At 68.8% G+C, this 15,902-nt stretch carries 8 protein-coding genes; 1 reads left to right on the top strand and 7 read right to left on the bottom strand.

What is annotated here, in order from left to right; genetic code table 11:
- Positions 1–243 precede the first annotated feature (243 nt).
- From HNQ61_RS19315 to HNQ61_RS19325, 3 genes are all read right to left on the bottom strand, one after another.
- Positions 244–5,490, bottom strand: coding sequence for an RHS repeat-associated core domain-containing protein (locus HNQ61_RS19315; RefSeq protein ID WP_170036461.1), 5,247 nt, complete (start codon positions 5,488–5,490; stop codon positions 244–246).
- A gap of 541 nt (positions 5,491–6,031) precedes the next feature.
- Complete coding sequence (locus tag HNQ61_RS19320) at positions 6,032–6,859, bottom strand: oxygenase MpaB family protein (protein ID WP_205761821.1); 828 nt, start codon at positions 6,857–6,859, stop codon at positions 6,032–6,034.
- A gap of 65 nt (positions 6,860–6,924) precedes the next feature.
- Positions 6,925–7,800 carry a hypothetical protein gene (locus HNQ61_RS19325; protein WP_170036465.1) on the bottom strand — a complete coding sequence of 292 codons (876 nt, stop codon included), beginning with the start codon at positions 7,798–7,800 and terminating at the stop codon, positions 6,925–6,927.
- Positions 7,801–8,183: 383 nt separating this feature from the next.
- Here HNQ61_RS19325 and HNQ61_RS19330 point away from each other — a divergent pair, with 383 nt between their 5' ends.
- Entirely contained in the window at positions 8,184–8,375 is a 192-nt protein-coding gene (locus HNQ61_RS19330) for a hypothetical protein (protein WP_170036467.1), read from the top strand.
- Positions 8,376–8,467: 92 nt separating this feature from the next.
- Here the strand turns inward: HNQ61_RS19330 and HNQ61_RS19335 are convergent, their stop codons facing one another.
- The 4 genes from HNQ61_RS19335 to bla all read right to left on the bottom strand — a co-directional run bounded on the left by HNQ61_RS19335 (position 8,468) and on the right by bla (position 15,776).
- Positions 8,468–9,685 carry a DUF6348 family protein gene (locus HNQ61_RS19335; RefSeq protein ID WP_170036469.1) on the bottom strand — a complete coding sequence of 406 codons (1,218 nt, stop codon included), beginning with the start codon at positions 9,683–9,685 and terminating at the stop codon, positions 8,468–8,470.
- Entirely contained in the window at positions 9,682–13,335 is a 3,654-nt protein-coding gene (locus HNQ61_RS19340; RefSeq protein ID WP_170036471.1) for an ABC transporter permease/M1 family aminopeptidase, read from the bottom strand. The genes HNQ61_RS19335 and HNQ61_RS19340 overlap by 4 nt, the downstream gene beginning before the upstream one ends.
- Positions 13,332–14,237, bottom strand: a complete 906-nt coding sequence (locus HNQ61_RS19345) for an ABC transporter ATP-binding protein (RefSeq protein WP_170036473.1) — start codon at positions 14,235–14,237, stop codon at positions 13,332–13,334. The genes HNQ61_RS19340 and HNQ61_RS19345 overlap by 4 nt, the downstream gene beginning before the upstream one ends.
- Positions 14,238–14,861: 624 nt before the next feature.
- Positions 14,862–15,776: a subclass B3 metallo-beta-lactamase gene (gene bla, locus HNQ61_RS19350; RefSeq protein WP_205761823.1), complete on the bottom strand. Its 915-nt coding sequence runs from the start codon at positions 15,774–15,776 to the stop codon at positions 14,862–14,864.
- Positions 15,777–15,902: the final 126 nt, after the last annotated feature.

Here is a 15,902-nt window from a genome sequence, read left to right on the forward strand (position 1 = left end):
ACGGCCGGCTCCTCATGTTCAGCTCTGTTGCCCGAAAGGTTGCCATCCACAGAGTGCGTCCCGCTGAATCGACATTTTCGACCCGGTACTCCGTGTGCTGGGAACCGTTGCCGTGTAGATCGATAACAGTGCCGAGATCCCCAACCTGAGGTGGCCTAATCGAACCGTCCCAGATCTGATGATCCGCTAACTCAGACGACAGGTGAATCACCTCTACCGTGTCGAGTTCTTGAATTCGCTCATTCATCGGATTCTTTTGGCTGGCAGCGCGGTTACTAAGTTCAACGTTCGGCCATCATCAGAGAGACGCCAACCGGTGGTCACATTAGCGGTTCTCCCGTTCGCGCCAATCATGGGCCCGGTTACGTTGATTCTGGCACCGTCTCGGGTGATCGAGCCAAGGTTACTCATCAGGTGTTGTTCCAGAGCCGGACCCATTGTGGTTTCGTCGAAGCCCATTTCTCCGCGGAAAAATCCACCTTTCCCCAAGCTATCCTGGTTACCGGGGACATTGCCGAGAAGGTAGTCGACCTTGCCGTAGCGCGAGTTTACCGGCCCCGGGATGTTGACGTGCACCGATGAGCGAGCAGCCGCAGCACCGCTTCGCAGACCCGCACCCCGCCCAACGCTCACGGCTAGCGCTACAGCGGGAGCGGCTCTGACCGCCGGCTCCATGAACGTGCGAGCAGTTTCATCGCTGACGCCAAAGTAAGTGAGTACCTTGTAACCAACACTCTCACACACCCGGTCACCCTTTTTGCATGGATCCAGCCCATAGGGATCCGAATATGATACCGGGTCTCCCGCCGCGAACCCGTAGCTGTTCAACCCACCCGCTAGCCCGATCGGGTCCGTCTGCGTAAACTGGCCGGTGGCCGGGTCGTAGTAGCGGTTGCGCATGTACATCTGGCCGCTCGCGTCGCGCATCCCGTCCACCAAGCCCCCGAACCACGCCTGCACGACCGGCGCCGTCCCCGTCTGCGCGTGGCTCGCCCTGGTCTGCCAGCCGGGCCAGGGCGCCCAGATGCACCCCGTCGGCGTGGCGCCCGTGCAGTCACCGCGCATCCCCGTGGTGGGCGATGTGCCCGCGTGGAACAGCCCGCGCCAGGTATCGCGCGGCACGAGGCTGCCCACGTTCTCCTTGGTGATCAGCAGCGGCTTGTCGATCCCGCCCGCGTGGAAGTAGCTCACCTGGCCGTAGTGGTCGCCGCTCCCCGTCACCTTCTCCGGGTCAGCGGACGACTGCCCAGGAGCGCGCAGTTCCCAGAGCAGCTGGTCGCCCGACCAGATGAACCGCGTGATCGTGCTGACACACGGCTCGCTGGGCGTCGCCACGCAGATCGCCGTCTCCCGCCGCGTCCGCTCCATGATCCGCCGGCCCAGCGCATCGTATCGGTACTCGGAGTAGAGTCCCGAAAAAGTGTAGTTCGGCGTGCCGGCGGAGGGCTGCTTCACCGCGTCGTCCAGCGTCTGCAGCGCGAGCAGCTGTCCGGCCGCGTCATACCAGTTGCGCGTGTTGGTCGCGCTCGAGTTCCCGTACGAGTGCCAGTCCGTCTCCGCTGTCTTGTGGTGGGCCCACACCACGTTGCCCGCCCCGTCGTAGGTGCGGTACGTGCTGTCCGAGCGCAGCGGCGCGGAGGGGTTGGTGGACGGCAGACGCCGGATCATCGCCACGCGACCCGTTCCGGCGGCATACCTCGTCACGAACTCGGGTTCATCCGCTGACTGGTCGCCCGTCGTCCTCCGGTGCACCTGGCTGCCCATCGCGTCCACCGCCATCAGCTCGGCATTACTGCCATTCGCCCCGGCGTTCCGCCAGTCCGTCGCCACCAGGTTGCCCAGCCCCGAGTACCAGTTGCGGAAGGTGCTCGCCCCGCCGGCTACAGCCCCATCGATGTAGATCGCCTTCCCGCGCGCATCGTACTGGAACTGATCATACTCCAGGTGGGCGCCGCTGGAGAGTGAGTCCGTACGCGTGAGCCGCCGGCCCGCCACGTCGTACGTGGTCCGCTCCCCGCCGCCGCCCGGGTACGACAGGTTCGTCTGCCGGCCCAGGATGTCGTACGCAAAGCCGTATGTGTAGCCCTGCCGGCTGCGCGCGGACGTCATCTCCCCCGTGACCGCGTCGTACGCAAAGCTGTCCGCCTGCGCCATTCCCGAGAGGTTGGACGGATGCAGCAACGCGCTCACCCGCCCCGCCTGATCGTACCGGTACTCCAGCCCGTACACGTGCTTGCTGTAGTCCAGCCCCTCGTATGTGCGCATCCGGATGGTGTCGGTGCTGAGCGCGCCGTTGTTGTAGTAGGTCCGGCTCACACGGCTGTCCAGGTTCTCCGCATACACTTGGTTCCCCGCCGCGTCGTACGCGAAGGTGAACACCTCTGACGGGATCTCCATCGCCCCGTTGGAGCCCGTCGAATGGAGCGGGTACGGCGTGTCCGGGCAGGGATACACGCCCGGCGCGCAGGTCCGGTCCGTCCGGATCCCGGGCACCGTTCGCCGCACCATGCGGCCCAGCGCGTCGTATTCCGAGACGATCTCCGGATACCCGCGCTGCTTGACGCCCAGTACGTTCCCCGCAAGGTCGTAGCGCGTCGTCGTCGAGTCGCCCTGCGAGCTGCGCTCCTCGACCTTGCGCCCGGCCACGTTGTAGTCGAAGTACGTGCTCAGGATGCCCACATGCGCCGTGTCGGGGCTGCTCTGCCGCTCTACCCGGCGCAGGTCGCCCTTCGCGTCGTAGTAGTTCAGCACCGTCACGGTCTCCTGCGGCGTATCGGCCGGGTCCACCCCGTCGTGCACCTCCTGCTCCCTGGCCGGACCCGTGCTGATGGTCCACCGCACCCGGCCCATGATGTCGTACCCCGTCCGGCTGCGGGCGCCGTACGCGAGCACGTCATCCTCGTTCAGCGCCTTGAGGCTGTCGATCGGGGTCGCGACCAGCGTGTCGCGTCCGAACTGGTCCTTGCGGTACACCGTGTGGAAACGGAGGGGGTCGATCGACGCCCGCACGTTCCCCCACGCGTCGTACGCGACGGAGTCCACCGCCTGCTGGACACCGGACGGCGTCGTGACCGTCGGCGACACCACGGCGCAGAGCATTCCCCTGGTGACTGCGGCGGGGTCCGAGCAATATCGGTAGTTCACCCGCCGCGTTGCGTCGCCCACCTGCTCCCAGAGCCGGTTTCCGTTGATGGTATCGTACCCCATCGTCACGACGCCCTGGCCGGGAGCGGTGATGGAGGTCACCCCGTTCCACCTGTCGTCGTACGTGTAGGTCGTGACCGGGTTCTGCCCGTCGCCCAGTGGGTTCAGCGCCGTGCTGCTCTGCAGCCGTCCGTGCGTGTCATAGGTGGCCGACTGGCGGGCCACCGGCGCGCCGTTCGCGTTCGGCCTGCGCACCTCCGTCACCAGGGCCGGAAAGTTCGCGTCCGCCCGCAGCAGAAGCGTTTCACTGCCCAGCGCGTCGCGGATGCGGCGCGGCGCGGCGAAGCGACCCACCCAGATCAGCGTCGTATCCCCCACGTCCGTCCGCGGCCCGTCCAGCAGCGTGTGCGTGCGCGACAGCGGCAGGGCGGCCGCGATGCCGCGCCCCTCCACCGGTTCGAAGCGGTGGATGATGCTGTCGCCCGCCAGCGGCCCCAGCCACACCCGCGACGAGGACACCGTGCGCCCCGGCCCGTACGTGAACACCGACTGTACCCCGCGCCGGTCCGTGCGCGAGGCCGCGTACAGGCCGTCGTAGCCGAAGGAGACCGCCACGCTGTCCGGATCGGTGATCGAAGTGATGCGGTTCAGCGCGTCGCGCCCCAGCGTCACCACGCGCCCGCGGACGTCGTTCAGGTCCGGCGCTTCGACCGACGTCACCATCCCAGCAGCGTTCACCACGAAACGGAAGTGCAGACTGGCGCCCGCGGAATCCGGCGCGCGGGGCACCTCCAGCCAAGCCAGTTTCCCGCTCTCGTACGTAAACCGGGTGTGCTGTTTCAGCCGGTTCACCGTGGACAGGTGCTCTCCCTGCAGACCAAAGCTCACCACGGCGCCCTGGGGCGTCCGGCGCTGGTATCCGCCTCCGGGCCTGGCCCACAGCGTGTCGGCGCGGTCCACCCGCGCGGCAACCCACAGCCCGGTGGCCACCGGGCTGTAGATGCGCGTGCTTCCGTCACCGCCCACCCGCAGCCGACGGTTCCCCGACACGGTCACCACCTGCTCCAACCCGGCCAGCCACCACCCCGGCCCGAACTGGCTCAAGGCGCGGTTCACCACGGCCACCTCGCCCGCCACGGCCACGGGATACGACACGCCAGTATAGTGCGCGGTGACCTGCATCGTGTACGGATACACCCCGGTCTGCGGTGCCAGCGCGTCCATCACGATGGAGATGCGCCGCGCGGTGCCCGATCCCCACTGGCTCCCCGGGTACACCGTCCGGAAGAAGGAGCCGTCGGGCTTGAAGACCTTCACCTCCACCGTAGCCGGCACCGTGGAGCCGACGGGGAGCCGCACGTCCGCGTACACACGCGCGGTTCCCGACACGTGCGCGCTGCTGTACAGGAGCGCCGGCGCGTGGGTGCGCCCCAGCACCTGCACCGCGGGAAGCCCGTGCGCCAGCCGCAGGTCCCCGCACTCCATCGCCGCCCCGGGTGCGATGGCCACCGTGACGCACTGGTCGCGGGCGATCGTCGCGCTGGAGTTCAGGTCCACCAGGGCGACCGTCATGGCCGCGGGCGCGGTGCCGGTGCCTACGCCTTCCAGCTCCGCCCACCCCGCGTCCTCGATCGCGGCGTTTGCCGTGCTGCGGGCGGAGAGCCGCAGTGTGATCTCCTGTCCGGCGGACGGGGCGGGGAAGCTGAGCCCCACGGGCGCGGAATCCCCGGCCGCCAGCGTCAGCGTGGAGACGGATGGCGCGCCGCAGCCGCTCAGGAACGTGCCCTGCGCGTCGCGGCAGGAGCCCAGCAGCGAAAAGGTGGCGGGCAGCGCGCCCGTGTTGCGCACCCACATCGTGTACGACCCCGCCGCGCCCGACGCCACCTGCGCCCACGCGCCGTTCGGCGTCACCCGCACGCCCGGCGAGCCCAGCTTGTACTGGGCGGAATCCGAGCTGCAGTTGAACCTGCCGCAGGCCGTCACGCTGATCATCCCCGGAGCCGCCGTGATGCTCACCTGACCCGTCAGGTACACGCGCTTAAGCCCGATGCCGCTCCTGCGGGTCTGAAAGGCCGACGTGATGGTGTCGCCCTTCCACCTGACCATCCAGGTTGTCACCGAGTCGCCGGGGGTCGGCGTCACCGTGATGCTGACCGGCACGGTAGGCTGCGAGAACGTCCCGCTGTCGGGCTGAAAGTGGATGGTCGGCGGCTGCCCCTCCTGTGGGCAGTCTTCCAGCGTGGTACACGACTGGGCGCGTGCCTGGGGCGCGAACAGCAGCAGGCCCGCGAACAGCGCGAGGAATGCCGCCGTCAGCCGGCCGGCGAGGGAGGAGCGGATTGGCATGCGGAGTACGAGAGCGGGAGAAGGCGGTACGTGCGGGGTGCCGCAAAGGGAAGCGAGATCAGGGGATGGCTCTCGCGCGTCCATTTTTGACTCTGCCGGGTCGGCGGATCGGCTTCCGGAACATGCTTCCAGAAGGGTGTTCTGTCCAGCGGGCTTCAGGGCCGGATCATCTGCATCTTTCGTTTACTTGTTTCGTGAAACTATTGTTCTGCAATGGTTTGCATCGATTAGACCGCTTCGGCTTCCGCGTAGATACGGCCGTCCCAGCGGGCGGCGCGTCCACCGTGGTTCCGCTCTCCGCACCAAGTATCGAAAATGGACGCATTGCGGCGGGAGAGGAATGGGATCGGTGGATCTTTCGCGGATTCGGGTGCGCGCACCTGCCACAGCCACAGGTCGCGCATGCACGAAACCGGGCTGTTGGACAACCCCGCGGCCCCGAAGGAACGCCCAGCGATCCGATGGATCACGCCCGCGGTTCCGGCCACCCTTCACGCGGCACAGCGTGGACGACGCACTCGTGGCGGATGAACGTGCGTCGTCACCCCGAGGGGCTGTGCCTCAGCAGGGTGCCGCCACCCCGGGATGAGCGCGGACCCGGAGGCGCGGGCGCGACATGATCCAGCCCGCGCGCGGCGGCCAGGTACGCCGTGGGCATCAGCAGGCGCTGAATGAGCGAGCGCAGGCCGGCGCGCACCAGCATGGGATGCAGGCGGAGCAGGGGACGCAGCCACTCCGCGCGGCGCAGGCCCAGCAGATCGCGCACGTGCGCCGGCGCCATAAGCGCCTGGATGCGCAGCAGAAGATGATGGCGCCACCGGCCAAGGTGCTTCCGGTACTGCGCGTACAGCGCGTCCGTCCCCTGGCCGTGGACAAGGTCGCGGTGCAGGTGGCGCTCGCGGTCGATGCGCCACTCGGCGTACGTCGGCGGCAGGGCGGGGATGCCCAGGCCCACGCCCACCCGGCGGAACACGTCGTAGAGTTCGCGCTGCTCCTCCGCCGTCATCGGGCGGGCGACCATCTGATGCGCGCGCTCGGAGTAGTCGATCAGCATGTAGAGCACGTCGCGGTGCGCCCAGTCCGGGATCCGCTGGCCGCGCTGGTGCTCCACCGCCCCGTGCACCGCCCGGATGCGCGCAAAAGTGCGCTCCGCCGTCGCCGCTTCGGCGAACACGATCTGCTGCGCGTACCCGGCCGTTGAGAAGAGCCGGCCGATGGGATCGGCGGGCAGCTTTCCCGTAAAGAACAGCCAGTCGACGGCACGGTTGAGCGCGAACTCCGCCGCGGAGCCCGCGAACACCAGAAGCACCATGTCTCCATCGCCCCAGATCCTGCGCACGATGGAACCCCCATCCACGAAATCAGCCACGGCATCGCTCCTTTGCATCTCGTCCCGCGGAAAAGAATGTCCGTCCGCCGATATGGCGGCATATCCTACCATCGGGTGACGACGTTCGTGTTCCTCAGCGCGCGCCTGCAGCGGATTTCGACCCGCTCCTCCGCGTCGATCCCCGCGAGCGCCCAGCCGGAGCCTTGGCGGCGCAGACGCACCCGCCGGCGCGCGGCGGTGGACGGGCTGCCCCGCGTCTCCGGGCACGACAGCGCGACGACGTTCGCGGATGCGCTGTCCCGTTCGAGCGTGAAGTCGTCCAGGTACAGCCATGTGGCAACAGCCATCTCAGGACCGGGCTCCCGCGAGGCGGTGCGCCAGAGCAGTGCGCGGCCCACCGCCGCGCTCGGGCTGAAGGGATCGTCCGCGTACCGCAGGTTCGGCCGCGACTCCCCGAACAGCCGCGGCAGCAGCGAATCGGTGACGATCTCGGCCATGCGCACCGGGAACGAATCCATCAGCATCTGCGCGTCGGGCGGCGGACCGTCGGTGACGCCGTCTGTGCCGCACGGCTCGCGAACCAGCGTCCAGTCACGGGAGGGAGTGCGCGCGTCCAGGATGTCCGTCCAGGGTGTCATCACCCCGGCCAGGTCGCGGCCGCGTACCACGCCCCGGAACCGCCATCCGTGCAGGGAATCGCCGCTGCCCAGTTCCACCGAGTCCCCGCCCAGCGGCCGCCAGTGCGCCAGCCGTCCCGCGTACCAGTAGCTCCACGCCTGCAAGCTGCCCGCGGGCTGGAACGGGTTGGTTCCGGGGAGGGAATCCAGCGCGAATGATCGCGATCCAGCGCGGTAGCACCCCACCAGAGCCCGCCATTCACCCGCGGGCAGGGAAGGGGGAGCGGACTGCGCGGCGAGCGGGGCACGCGCGAGCACGGCAAGCGCGGCCATCATCCACGCGCGCTGGTGATATCGGTTCATGCGTCTCTCCGTTGATTGCGCCGAGGCGCGAGTGAGGTGGCAAACTCCGGTTCCTGATGATGCTCGCGTTGCGGTGCCACTTTATCCACCAGGGTGTCGTGAGTGGAGGTCCGGACATCCGCCGGCGCGATCGAGCCGTGCGTCGGCCGGCGGGCGTGGCTGCATTTCATCCGTATCGGCGTGAACGTCCCGCCGGATTGTTCGATGCGATTGGGCGGTCCGCCGGGGTGTGACCGCCTTCCATCCTGTTCGTGCAGATCGCTTTCCACGCACCACGCCAGGCATGGGCGCTCTCTGCCTTGTCAACGGCTTCGGGATTGGATATCATCTAAATGCGTCCCAAAACGTTTGGGATGATGATTTCCTATCCTGGAGGATGCCCCATGAGAGCCGACCTGAAGCTCAGCCTCGATGACCTGCAGGTGAGCACGTTCGCTCCCGAAGCAGACGGCACGTATGCGTCCGTGCTCGCCGTGACGGGCAGGATTGGATGCGTGTCCGTCGGCAGGGTCTGCATCACCAAGGAGTTCGGTGGAGGCGACACCTGCGAGACCGGACCGTACTACTACTGCTGACCGGCGGAGGCGGCGGGAGCGTTCCGCACGACGTTCCCGCGGTTTCCTGAACGGTGTTCCGACCCCCCTCGCGGTGCTGCCGTTCTTATCGTCTACCACAGCTTCCACCACGGTTTCACGGGGGGCGCGGGCAGTCGCTCGTCCATCCCCCGCTGCTGAAGGCGGAGTGCGGCGTCCATCGTTTCCGGTGACGCGTCCCGGTCCGGAACGGCGCACGGAGCGAAGGTGAGCGCGGTCAGGTCCACATCCCCGTCCGACTCCATCGCCTTCAGGATCGCGCCCGACTCCGCGCTGTGGCAGCAGAGCGACACGAAGTCATCCGGAGCCAGCGTCTGCTCCAGCCGCGGGGCGAGCGCTCGCGCCCGCGTGTACGCGGGAAGGGAGAGCAGGGGTACGTCCGCCTCCACCCGGCCGTCCGCGCGCGCGCGGATGATCGTCGGCGGGTACACGACGCCGCGGGGCTCAAAGAAGTGCCGCCCGAACGCGATGGTGGAAATCATCTCCGTCTCGTGCACCAGGTCGGGATCGAACCCCTGCCGCACCATCTCCTCCACGAGCTCGTCGGTGAAGCCGCCGCCGGCGTAGTGCCCGGCGAAGTGCAGGATGGTCCGGTCCAGCTCGCCGCGCCGCGCGATCTCCGCCGGGGAAAGCTCGAACACCGCGAAGCGCGTCAGGTATCCCGCGGCGGAGCTGGCCACCCCGGCCGGCCAGTCCGCGTCGGTGTGCAGGATGTCGTGCCCGCCGATCTCCATCTGGCGCGTCCATCCCGTCCCGCTCCCCGTGCTGACCGACACCTTGGCGAGATGCACCCGCCGCGGCGGCGCCGACGCCGCGGCGTAGCGGAACCAGGGAAGCGAATCGTCCAGCGCGGCGACGGCGCGGTCGTCCAGGCCGCGCGGAAAGAACGGCCCCGCGTACGCACGGCCGCCGCCCACTTCCATGCGCGACGCCATGCACACCTCGCGGCCGTCCAGAAACGAGCGGATGGGGGCACCGACGCCCTGCATCCAGATGATCGCCGCCTGCCCGAGCGCCGCGTCCCGGTCCGTCCCCATCCCGATGACGCAGGCGTCCAGCACCTCGCCGCCGTCGTCGTGCAGGGTGGCGAACACGTGGGCGTGCACGACCGGCTTTTCATCCCCGTCGTCAAGGATCTCCGCCCGCAGCGAAATCCGGCCGTCGAAGAGCTTCAGATCGTCGCCCGACCGCGCGGTCCAGCCGCCGAGATCGCCGCCGTGTTCCACGACCCGCTCCTCGATCAGTTCCAGCAGGCGCGCTTCATCATCCATGTACGCAGTGGTTCTGGTCACTTTTCGACGCTCACTTCTTCCACGTTGTCGAACCGCTCCAGGTCGATCAGCAGCAGATACGGATCGATCCCGGCGTCGGCGGGCCGCGAGGGAACCGTCACGGTGACGGTCTGCTCGCCGGAGCGGATGCGGTGGCTGCGCAGGTACAGCGTGTCGCCGAAGTCCGCGCCCGCGCTCGTGGGCGCGAACACGCCGACGGGAATCCACTCATCCATCGGGACGACGGTCTCCACGCCCGCCGGATCGACCGTGACCTTGCGCGCCCTGATCCGCAGCGTGACCCGCCACGCGCCGCCCTCGATCTCCCGGGCCGTGGCGCGCTCCGTCTTCAGTTCCCAGAAGGTGTTGGCCTCGAACAGGTCGTGCGCCAGGTACCGCAGCGAATCCGGCGTCACCGCCTGAAGTTCGCGGTAGAAGTCCAGCGAGGTGGGAAGCGGCGCCGTCCCCGCGCGGTGCCTTTCAAAGAACCGCCGCCACGCCAGGTTCACCCGTTCCTCGCCCATGTACTCGCGCAGGGCGAACAGCGCCGCGGGGCCCTTTCGATACGAGGCGTACGGGTCCATGGCGCGCAGCAGCGGCACGGACTGGCGGATGGGCGGAATGGGCGTCGGCTGGCGGAAAAAGCGCCGCAGCTGCTCCAGGTGCTGGCGACCATACGTGCGCTCCACCACGCCCATGGCCGCGTACCACGCAAAGCTCTCGGACAGCAGCGGCGCGCCCTCGGCGTAGGCGTAGGGAACGCCCCACTGGTGCGCCATCTCGTGCGCGATGATGGCGGACGGCAGGTCCAGCCCGCGCGGGTCCGCATCGGGGTTGTAGCGGGAAAAGCCTTCCGTGTAGTCGATGGTGGTGGCGTCCGCGTGCGCGCCCATCCCGGCCCCGGGGTTCTCCACCAGCCGCAGAATGCCGCCGTGCGGATAGGGACCGAAGGCGCGCGTGTAGTAGTCCATGCTTCCGCGCACGCTACGGAGCATGCGGGTCATGTTGATGGCGTGGCTGGGATGATGGTAGATCTGGATGGTCACCGGCCGCCCCATTCCCGCCGGGGGCGTCCACACCTCCTCGCGCAGCGCGTACGCGGCGGAAAAGAAGGCGTACTCGGTGCCGATGGGCGTATCCGTCGCGTACTGGAAGTAGCGGCGCCCTCCCTCCATCCACGTGCGGCGCAGCGCGCCCGGCGCCACGGCGGTCTGCCCCGCCACCGTCCCGATCACCGTCTCCACCACGACGCGCTCGGCGGCGACCGTCCCCGCCTCGCCCGTGACGTCTTCTGCGCCCCCGGCGTCCGCGTCGGCCAGGGTGGGGAGCAGCGGGCGGGCGGAAAGACCGTGCGCGCGCCGCTCGCCCGGCTTCAGAAGCTCGCGGTCCGCCTGGTAGCCGATGGCGGGGAGCCAGTCCAGGCTCTTGAAGTAGGTGATGTTGCGGGTGCGGAAGTGGTTTACGCCCGCGTTGCGGAACCCGCGCGGCTCCAGCTTCACTGCAAAGCTCAGCCGCACCGAGTCGCCCGGCTGCAGCGGCGCCGCCAGCGCGTAGATGTGGTAGCGCAGACGGTCATCGGATACCACCCGCCGCGCCGGGCGGTCGAAGAGCACCCCGCTGGTGCGCGCGCCCGCCGCCGTCGCCAGGTGGATGTCGCGGATGGGGGTGGAGCCGCGGTTCACCAGCAGGTAGGTGCCGTGGATGTCGATGCCCTGCCGTTCCGGATAGATCTCCACGTGCAGCCGGGTGCCCGCCAGCCGGGGCTGCGGGAGCGACGCGTACCGCCCGAAGCGCCGCTCGTACTCGGCGCGCACCTCCAGGCTGGCGCCCGCGCCGCGGTACTCGTTGAGCACGTTGGTGTTGTAGAAGATGAAGCCGCCCAGCCCCAGCCCCAGCCCCGCCGCGGCCGCCAGCGCCCCCGCCGCCGGACGGGTCAGCCGGCCGCGCGCCTGCCGCAGCCGCGCCCGCGCGCCCCGGTCGCGGCCGCGCACCCACAGCAGCGTCCCCGCCACGGCCAGCAGCAGCGCCCACGCGCCCCAGTAGAGCATGAACCAGGTCCACGGCCCCAGCGACGCGCCGAACCCGCGCATGTCCGTGTACGACCAGCGCGGCGCGGCGCCGTAGACCAGCAGGTTGTGCCCGATCCCCAGCCGCCCGGCGAACAGGATCAGCGCGTACAGAAGGACGGCGGCCAGGTGTCCGGCGTACTTCTGCGTCACGACGCCCTGAACCACCAGCGCCAGCACCGCGAGCAGCAGGTACTCGGGAAGCTGAAGCCCCAGCAGCACTTTCAGGTACAGCCCCGGCTCAAAGAGGCGGTAGTTCATGCTGCGCTGCGCCAGCATGCCGGCCCCTCCCAGAATCACCATCCACAGGGCCAGCACCAGCGCCAGCCCCAGGAACCTGCCCGCGAACAGGACGCCCTCCGGCACCGGCGCGGCGTCGGTGATGTCGCCCAGCCCGGCCTCGCGCTCGCGCCACACCAGCTCGCCGGCGTAGAGGATGATGAGCAGCGGCGTGACCACCCACGGCGTCATGAAGCTGGTGACGGCCGCGGTCAGAAAGGTGAGGACGTACTCGGTGCGGGGGAACAGGGGCGTGCCCTGGTTCACCATGTACTCGGGAAGCAGCCGCGCCGTCATCGCCGCGATGATGACAAAGAGCAGCAGCCCCGCGCGGCTGCGGATGATCACCCGGAACGACTCCGCGGTGACGGCGATCGTCTGCCGCGCGTACGCCGCGAACCCCCACGTCCGCGCGACGTCCGGCACGGAGATGGGCGCCGCGTGCGCCATCTCGCTCCCCGCGGGGATGGGCGCGTGGGCGGCGCGCCGGCGGATGTGGCGGCTCCACGGCGAGCCAGCCACGGGATGGGCGAAACGAAAGCGGGCGTGGGTGAACGCCAGCGCCGCCAGCGCCACGCCGAACCACAGCAGCCGGCTCTGCAGCAGCGGCCCGTCCAGCGTAATCAGGCGCGTGCTTTTTTCGATCGGCGTCCAGTTCAGCACCAGGTCCGAGGTCAGGAAGACGTGGCCGAACACGTCCAGCGCCGCCGCCAGGTCCTGCCGCCCCAGGAACATCCCCACCCCGATCACCCCCCCATACGCCACGAAAAAGAGGAGCACGCTCCCCACGTAGCTGGCGATGGCGCGCCGGCCCAGCGCCGCCCACGCGAACTGGATGGCCGTCCCCACGAACACGTTGGTCAGCGCGATGTAGCCGTACGCCGTCAGGTACGCGGCCGGGCGAAAGGGGCCCACCACCTCGGGATCCACGCCGGACGCGTACACCGCCAGCAGAATCCCCAGCACCGCCGCCAGCATCAGGAACGCGTTCAGCGCCAGGGCGGCCAGAAAGCGCCCGCCCAGGTACTCCGTCCTGGTGACCGGCGCGGTGTAGGTGATGGGGTGCATCCCCGTTTCCACGTCGCGCGACGCCAGTTCGCCCGCGACCGGCGCGGCCACGATGAACCAGAACAGGCTGGCGACGACCATCGCGCTGGCGATGACGAAGGGCGAGTTCAGATAGAAGTCGGCGTAGAGCGCGTCGGCCAGAAAGGCGCCCCGCACAAACAGAAAGGCGACGGTCGCCAGCGCCGCGAAGTACAGCCAGGTGGTCAGGCGGCGCAGCTGGTAGGCGAGCTCGAAGCGAAAGATCTCGCGGAACTTCATCGCGGCGTCTCCGCCCGTGCGCGGCGCCGCCCGATGTGCCCCGCCATGGTGCTGAAGTACACGTCCTCCAGGTCCGGCTCCACCGGCGCGAAGCCGGCGCCGGGCGATGCATCGCCGTAGACGTGCACCAGCGTGCGGCCGGCCAGCAGCTTGGTGCTGATCACCGCGTGCGTCCGCTCCACCTCGGCCAGTTCGCTTTTTTCGATGACGCTGCGCCAGATCTTTCCGCGCATGTCGTGGATTGCGCCCAGCGGCTCGGCTTCCAGCAGGATCTCGCCCCGGTCGATGATGGCCATGCGCGTGCACAGCTCCGAAACGTCTTCCACGATGTGCGTGGACAGGATCACCGCGCTATTCTCGCCCAGTTCGCTCAACAGGTTCAGAAAGCGGACGCGCTCGGCCGGGTCCAGCCCCGCCGTGGGCTCGTCCACGATGAGCAGGCGCGGATTGCCCAGCAGCGCCACCGCCACGCCGAACCGCTGCCGCATGCCGCCGGAGTAGCCGCCCAGCTTCTGCTTGCGCACTTCCCACAGATTCGTCTGCCGCAGCAGCGCCTCCACCACTTCGCGGCGGGCCTTTTTGTGGGGGATGCCCTTGAGGATGGCGAAGTGGTCCAGCAGGGCCTCGGCGCTCACCCTGGGGTACACGCCGAACTCCTGCGGCAGATAGCCCAGCGTCTGCCGCACCTGGTGCTTCTGCCGCACCACGTCCAGGCCGCCGAGCGTGATCGTCCCGGCGTCCGGCTCCTGCAGGGTGGCCAGCATGCGCATGAGGGTGGATTTGCCGGCGCCGTTGGGGCCCAGCAGTCCGTACATCCCCGCCGGAATCGTGAGCGTCACGTCCCGCAGCGCCTGCACCCCGTTGGGATACGTCTTGGATACGTCGCGAATCTGCAGTTCCATCGCTGCTTCTCGTCCCGTGGATCGGAAGGGGAGAACGGGTGTGGCGGCGCAAAGGCGTCCGGAAGGTGAAGTACTTTACGATACAAAGAGAGGCGGCGCAAGTGGTCCGCGAGCGTTCGTGGCGTGAGCAACGGAAGCTGCCGCGGCAACGGCGGAAAGACTCACAGCGGTACCGTGAGGCTTCACCTGATCGAGAGCAAACAGCGGCTTGGGTTCGTTGGATGGGAGCGGTGCGCGACGCGGAATCCGTGAGCGAATGAATCCGCCGCTCAAACAGCGGGAACCCCCGACACGGCGCTATTCGCGCCCCGTTCGGGGCTTCAGCTGCATCAAAGGGCCGCAACCCATTCCGCAAATTGGCGTCGCGCTGAGGTCTCTCTTTCTCCCGCGGAGCGGGGGAGAGGGCCGGGGAGAGGGGGCCCGTCCGCACGCGCGGCACCTTCCGGAATGCGTGTCGTTGCAGTGCTCCCCTCTCCGTGCGTCTGTTTGCACGGGGAGGGGCCGGGGGAGGGGCCTTCACGGCCCGGCGGCGATCAAAGACGAAAAGGCCCGCCCCGGAGCGCCCGGGCGGGCCTTTCAGTCTCGATCCATCGATAACCGGCGGATGTGCCCGGTTCGCGGACCTCAGTTGCGCCGCGCCTGCTCGGTCTGCAGGCGGGTCTGAAGCTGTTCGCGGCTCCTGGCCGCGTACTGTTTGCACGCCTGCGGATCGATCAGGCCGTCCGGCGCGGTGGCCGCGCGCTGCCACAGGTTGGACGCGCCCGGGTGCGGCGTGATGAGGATGTCGCACGACAGCCGCTCCAGCACCTCGTATCCGCGCCGGAAGTCCGCCACCGCGTTGGGGTAGCGCGGGCTGGCGCTGAACAGGAATCCATCCGCGGAGATGGGCGTCTGGCTGTCTGCGTACACGAAGTTGACGCACCGCTCGCCCTCGCACGAGCGCCACGTCCACGTGGTGCCGCCGGGTGTGTGGCCCGCCGTGAGGTACGGCGTAAGCGACAGGCTGCCCACCTGCATGGGCCGGCCTTCGTGGATGAGCGTCACGTTGGCGACCGGCGGCGTGCCGACCAGTTCGCCGTGCTGCGGATCGTTGTCGCCGGACCGGCCGCTGCGAATCGCCTGCACGCTCTGCGCGCTTGCCGCCACCGGTGCCCCCGTCGCGCGCTGCAGCGCGGCGAAGCCTCCGGAGTGGTCGAAATGCGCGTGGGAATTGAGGATGAGCTTCACATCCGCCGGATCGAAGCCGAGCGAGCGGATGTTGGCCAGGATGAGCGGGGCTGAGTTCGGCAGGGCGCCATCGATCAGCACGTGCCCGTCCGGTGACGTGATCAGGATGGAGGCGAGTCCCTGGGTGCCCACGTAGTACGTGTTGCCGAACAGGTGCACGGGGCGATGCGGAGCGTTCCATTCCGCGCAGCTGGAACACTCCTGCGGCGTGTACGCGCGCGTCAGCGGGTCGGACTGCGCGCCCGCGGGCCGCGGCGGCGCCGCACACGCCGCGAGCAGCAGGAGAGACATCCGCTTCCAAGCTATCATCATCCAGAACCTCCGTCCGAAATCATGCGCCCTCGCGGCCCTCTCAGCCGCGCTCAGCGTCGCGCCAACATGCGCCGCCCGCCGTCCGCCGCACAACCCCGCGCCGCTCACGAACCCGTCGCTGCCGAT

Source organism: Longimicrobium terrae (genome assembly GCF_014202995.1).
In the GTDB taxonomy this organism is placed as follows: Bacteria; Gemmatimonadota; Gemmatimonadetes; order Longimicrobiales; family Longimicrobiaceae; genus Longimicrobium; species Longimicrobium terrae.

Excerpts from the sequence above, each read along its gene's own strand:
- HNQ61_RS19315 (WP_170036461.1), bottom strand. The coding sequence starts at position 5,490 with ATGCCAATCCGCTCCTCCCTCGCCGGCCGGCTGACGGCGGCATTCCTC.
- bla (WP_205761823.1), bottom strand. The coding sequence starts at position 15,776 with ATGATGATAGCTTGGAAGCGGATGTCTCTCCTGCTGCTCGCGGCGTGT.
- HNQ61_RS19340 (WP_170036471.1), bottom strand. The coding sequence starts at position 13,335 with ATGAAGTTCCGCGAGATCTTTCGCTTCGAGCTCGCCTACCAGCTGCGC.
- HNQ61_RS19345 (WP_170036473.1), bottom strand. The coding sequence starts at position 14,237 with ATGGAACTGCAGATTCGCGACGTATCCAAGACGTATCCCAACGGGGTG.
- HNQ61_RS19330 (WP_170036467.1), top strand. The coding sequence starts at position 8,184 with ATGAGAGCCGACCTGAAGCTCAGCCTCGATGACCTGCAGGTGAGCACG.
- HNQ61_RS19325 (WP_170036465.1), bottom strand. The coding sequence starts at position 7,800 with ATGAACCGATATCACCAGCGCGCGTGGATGATGGCCGCGCTTGCCGTG.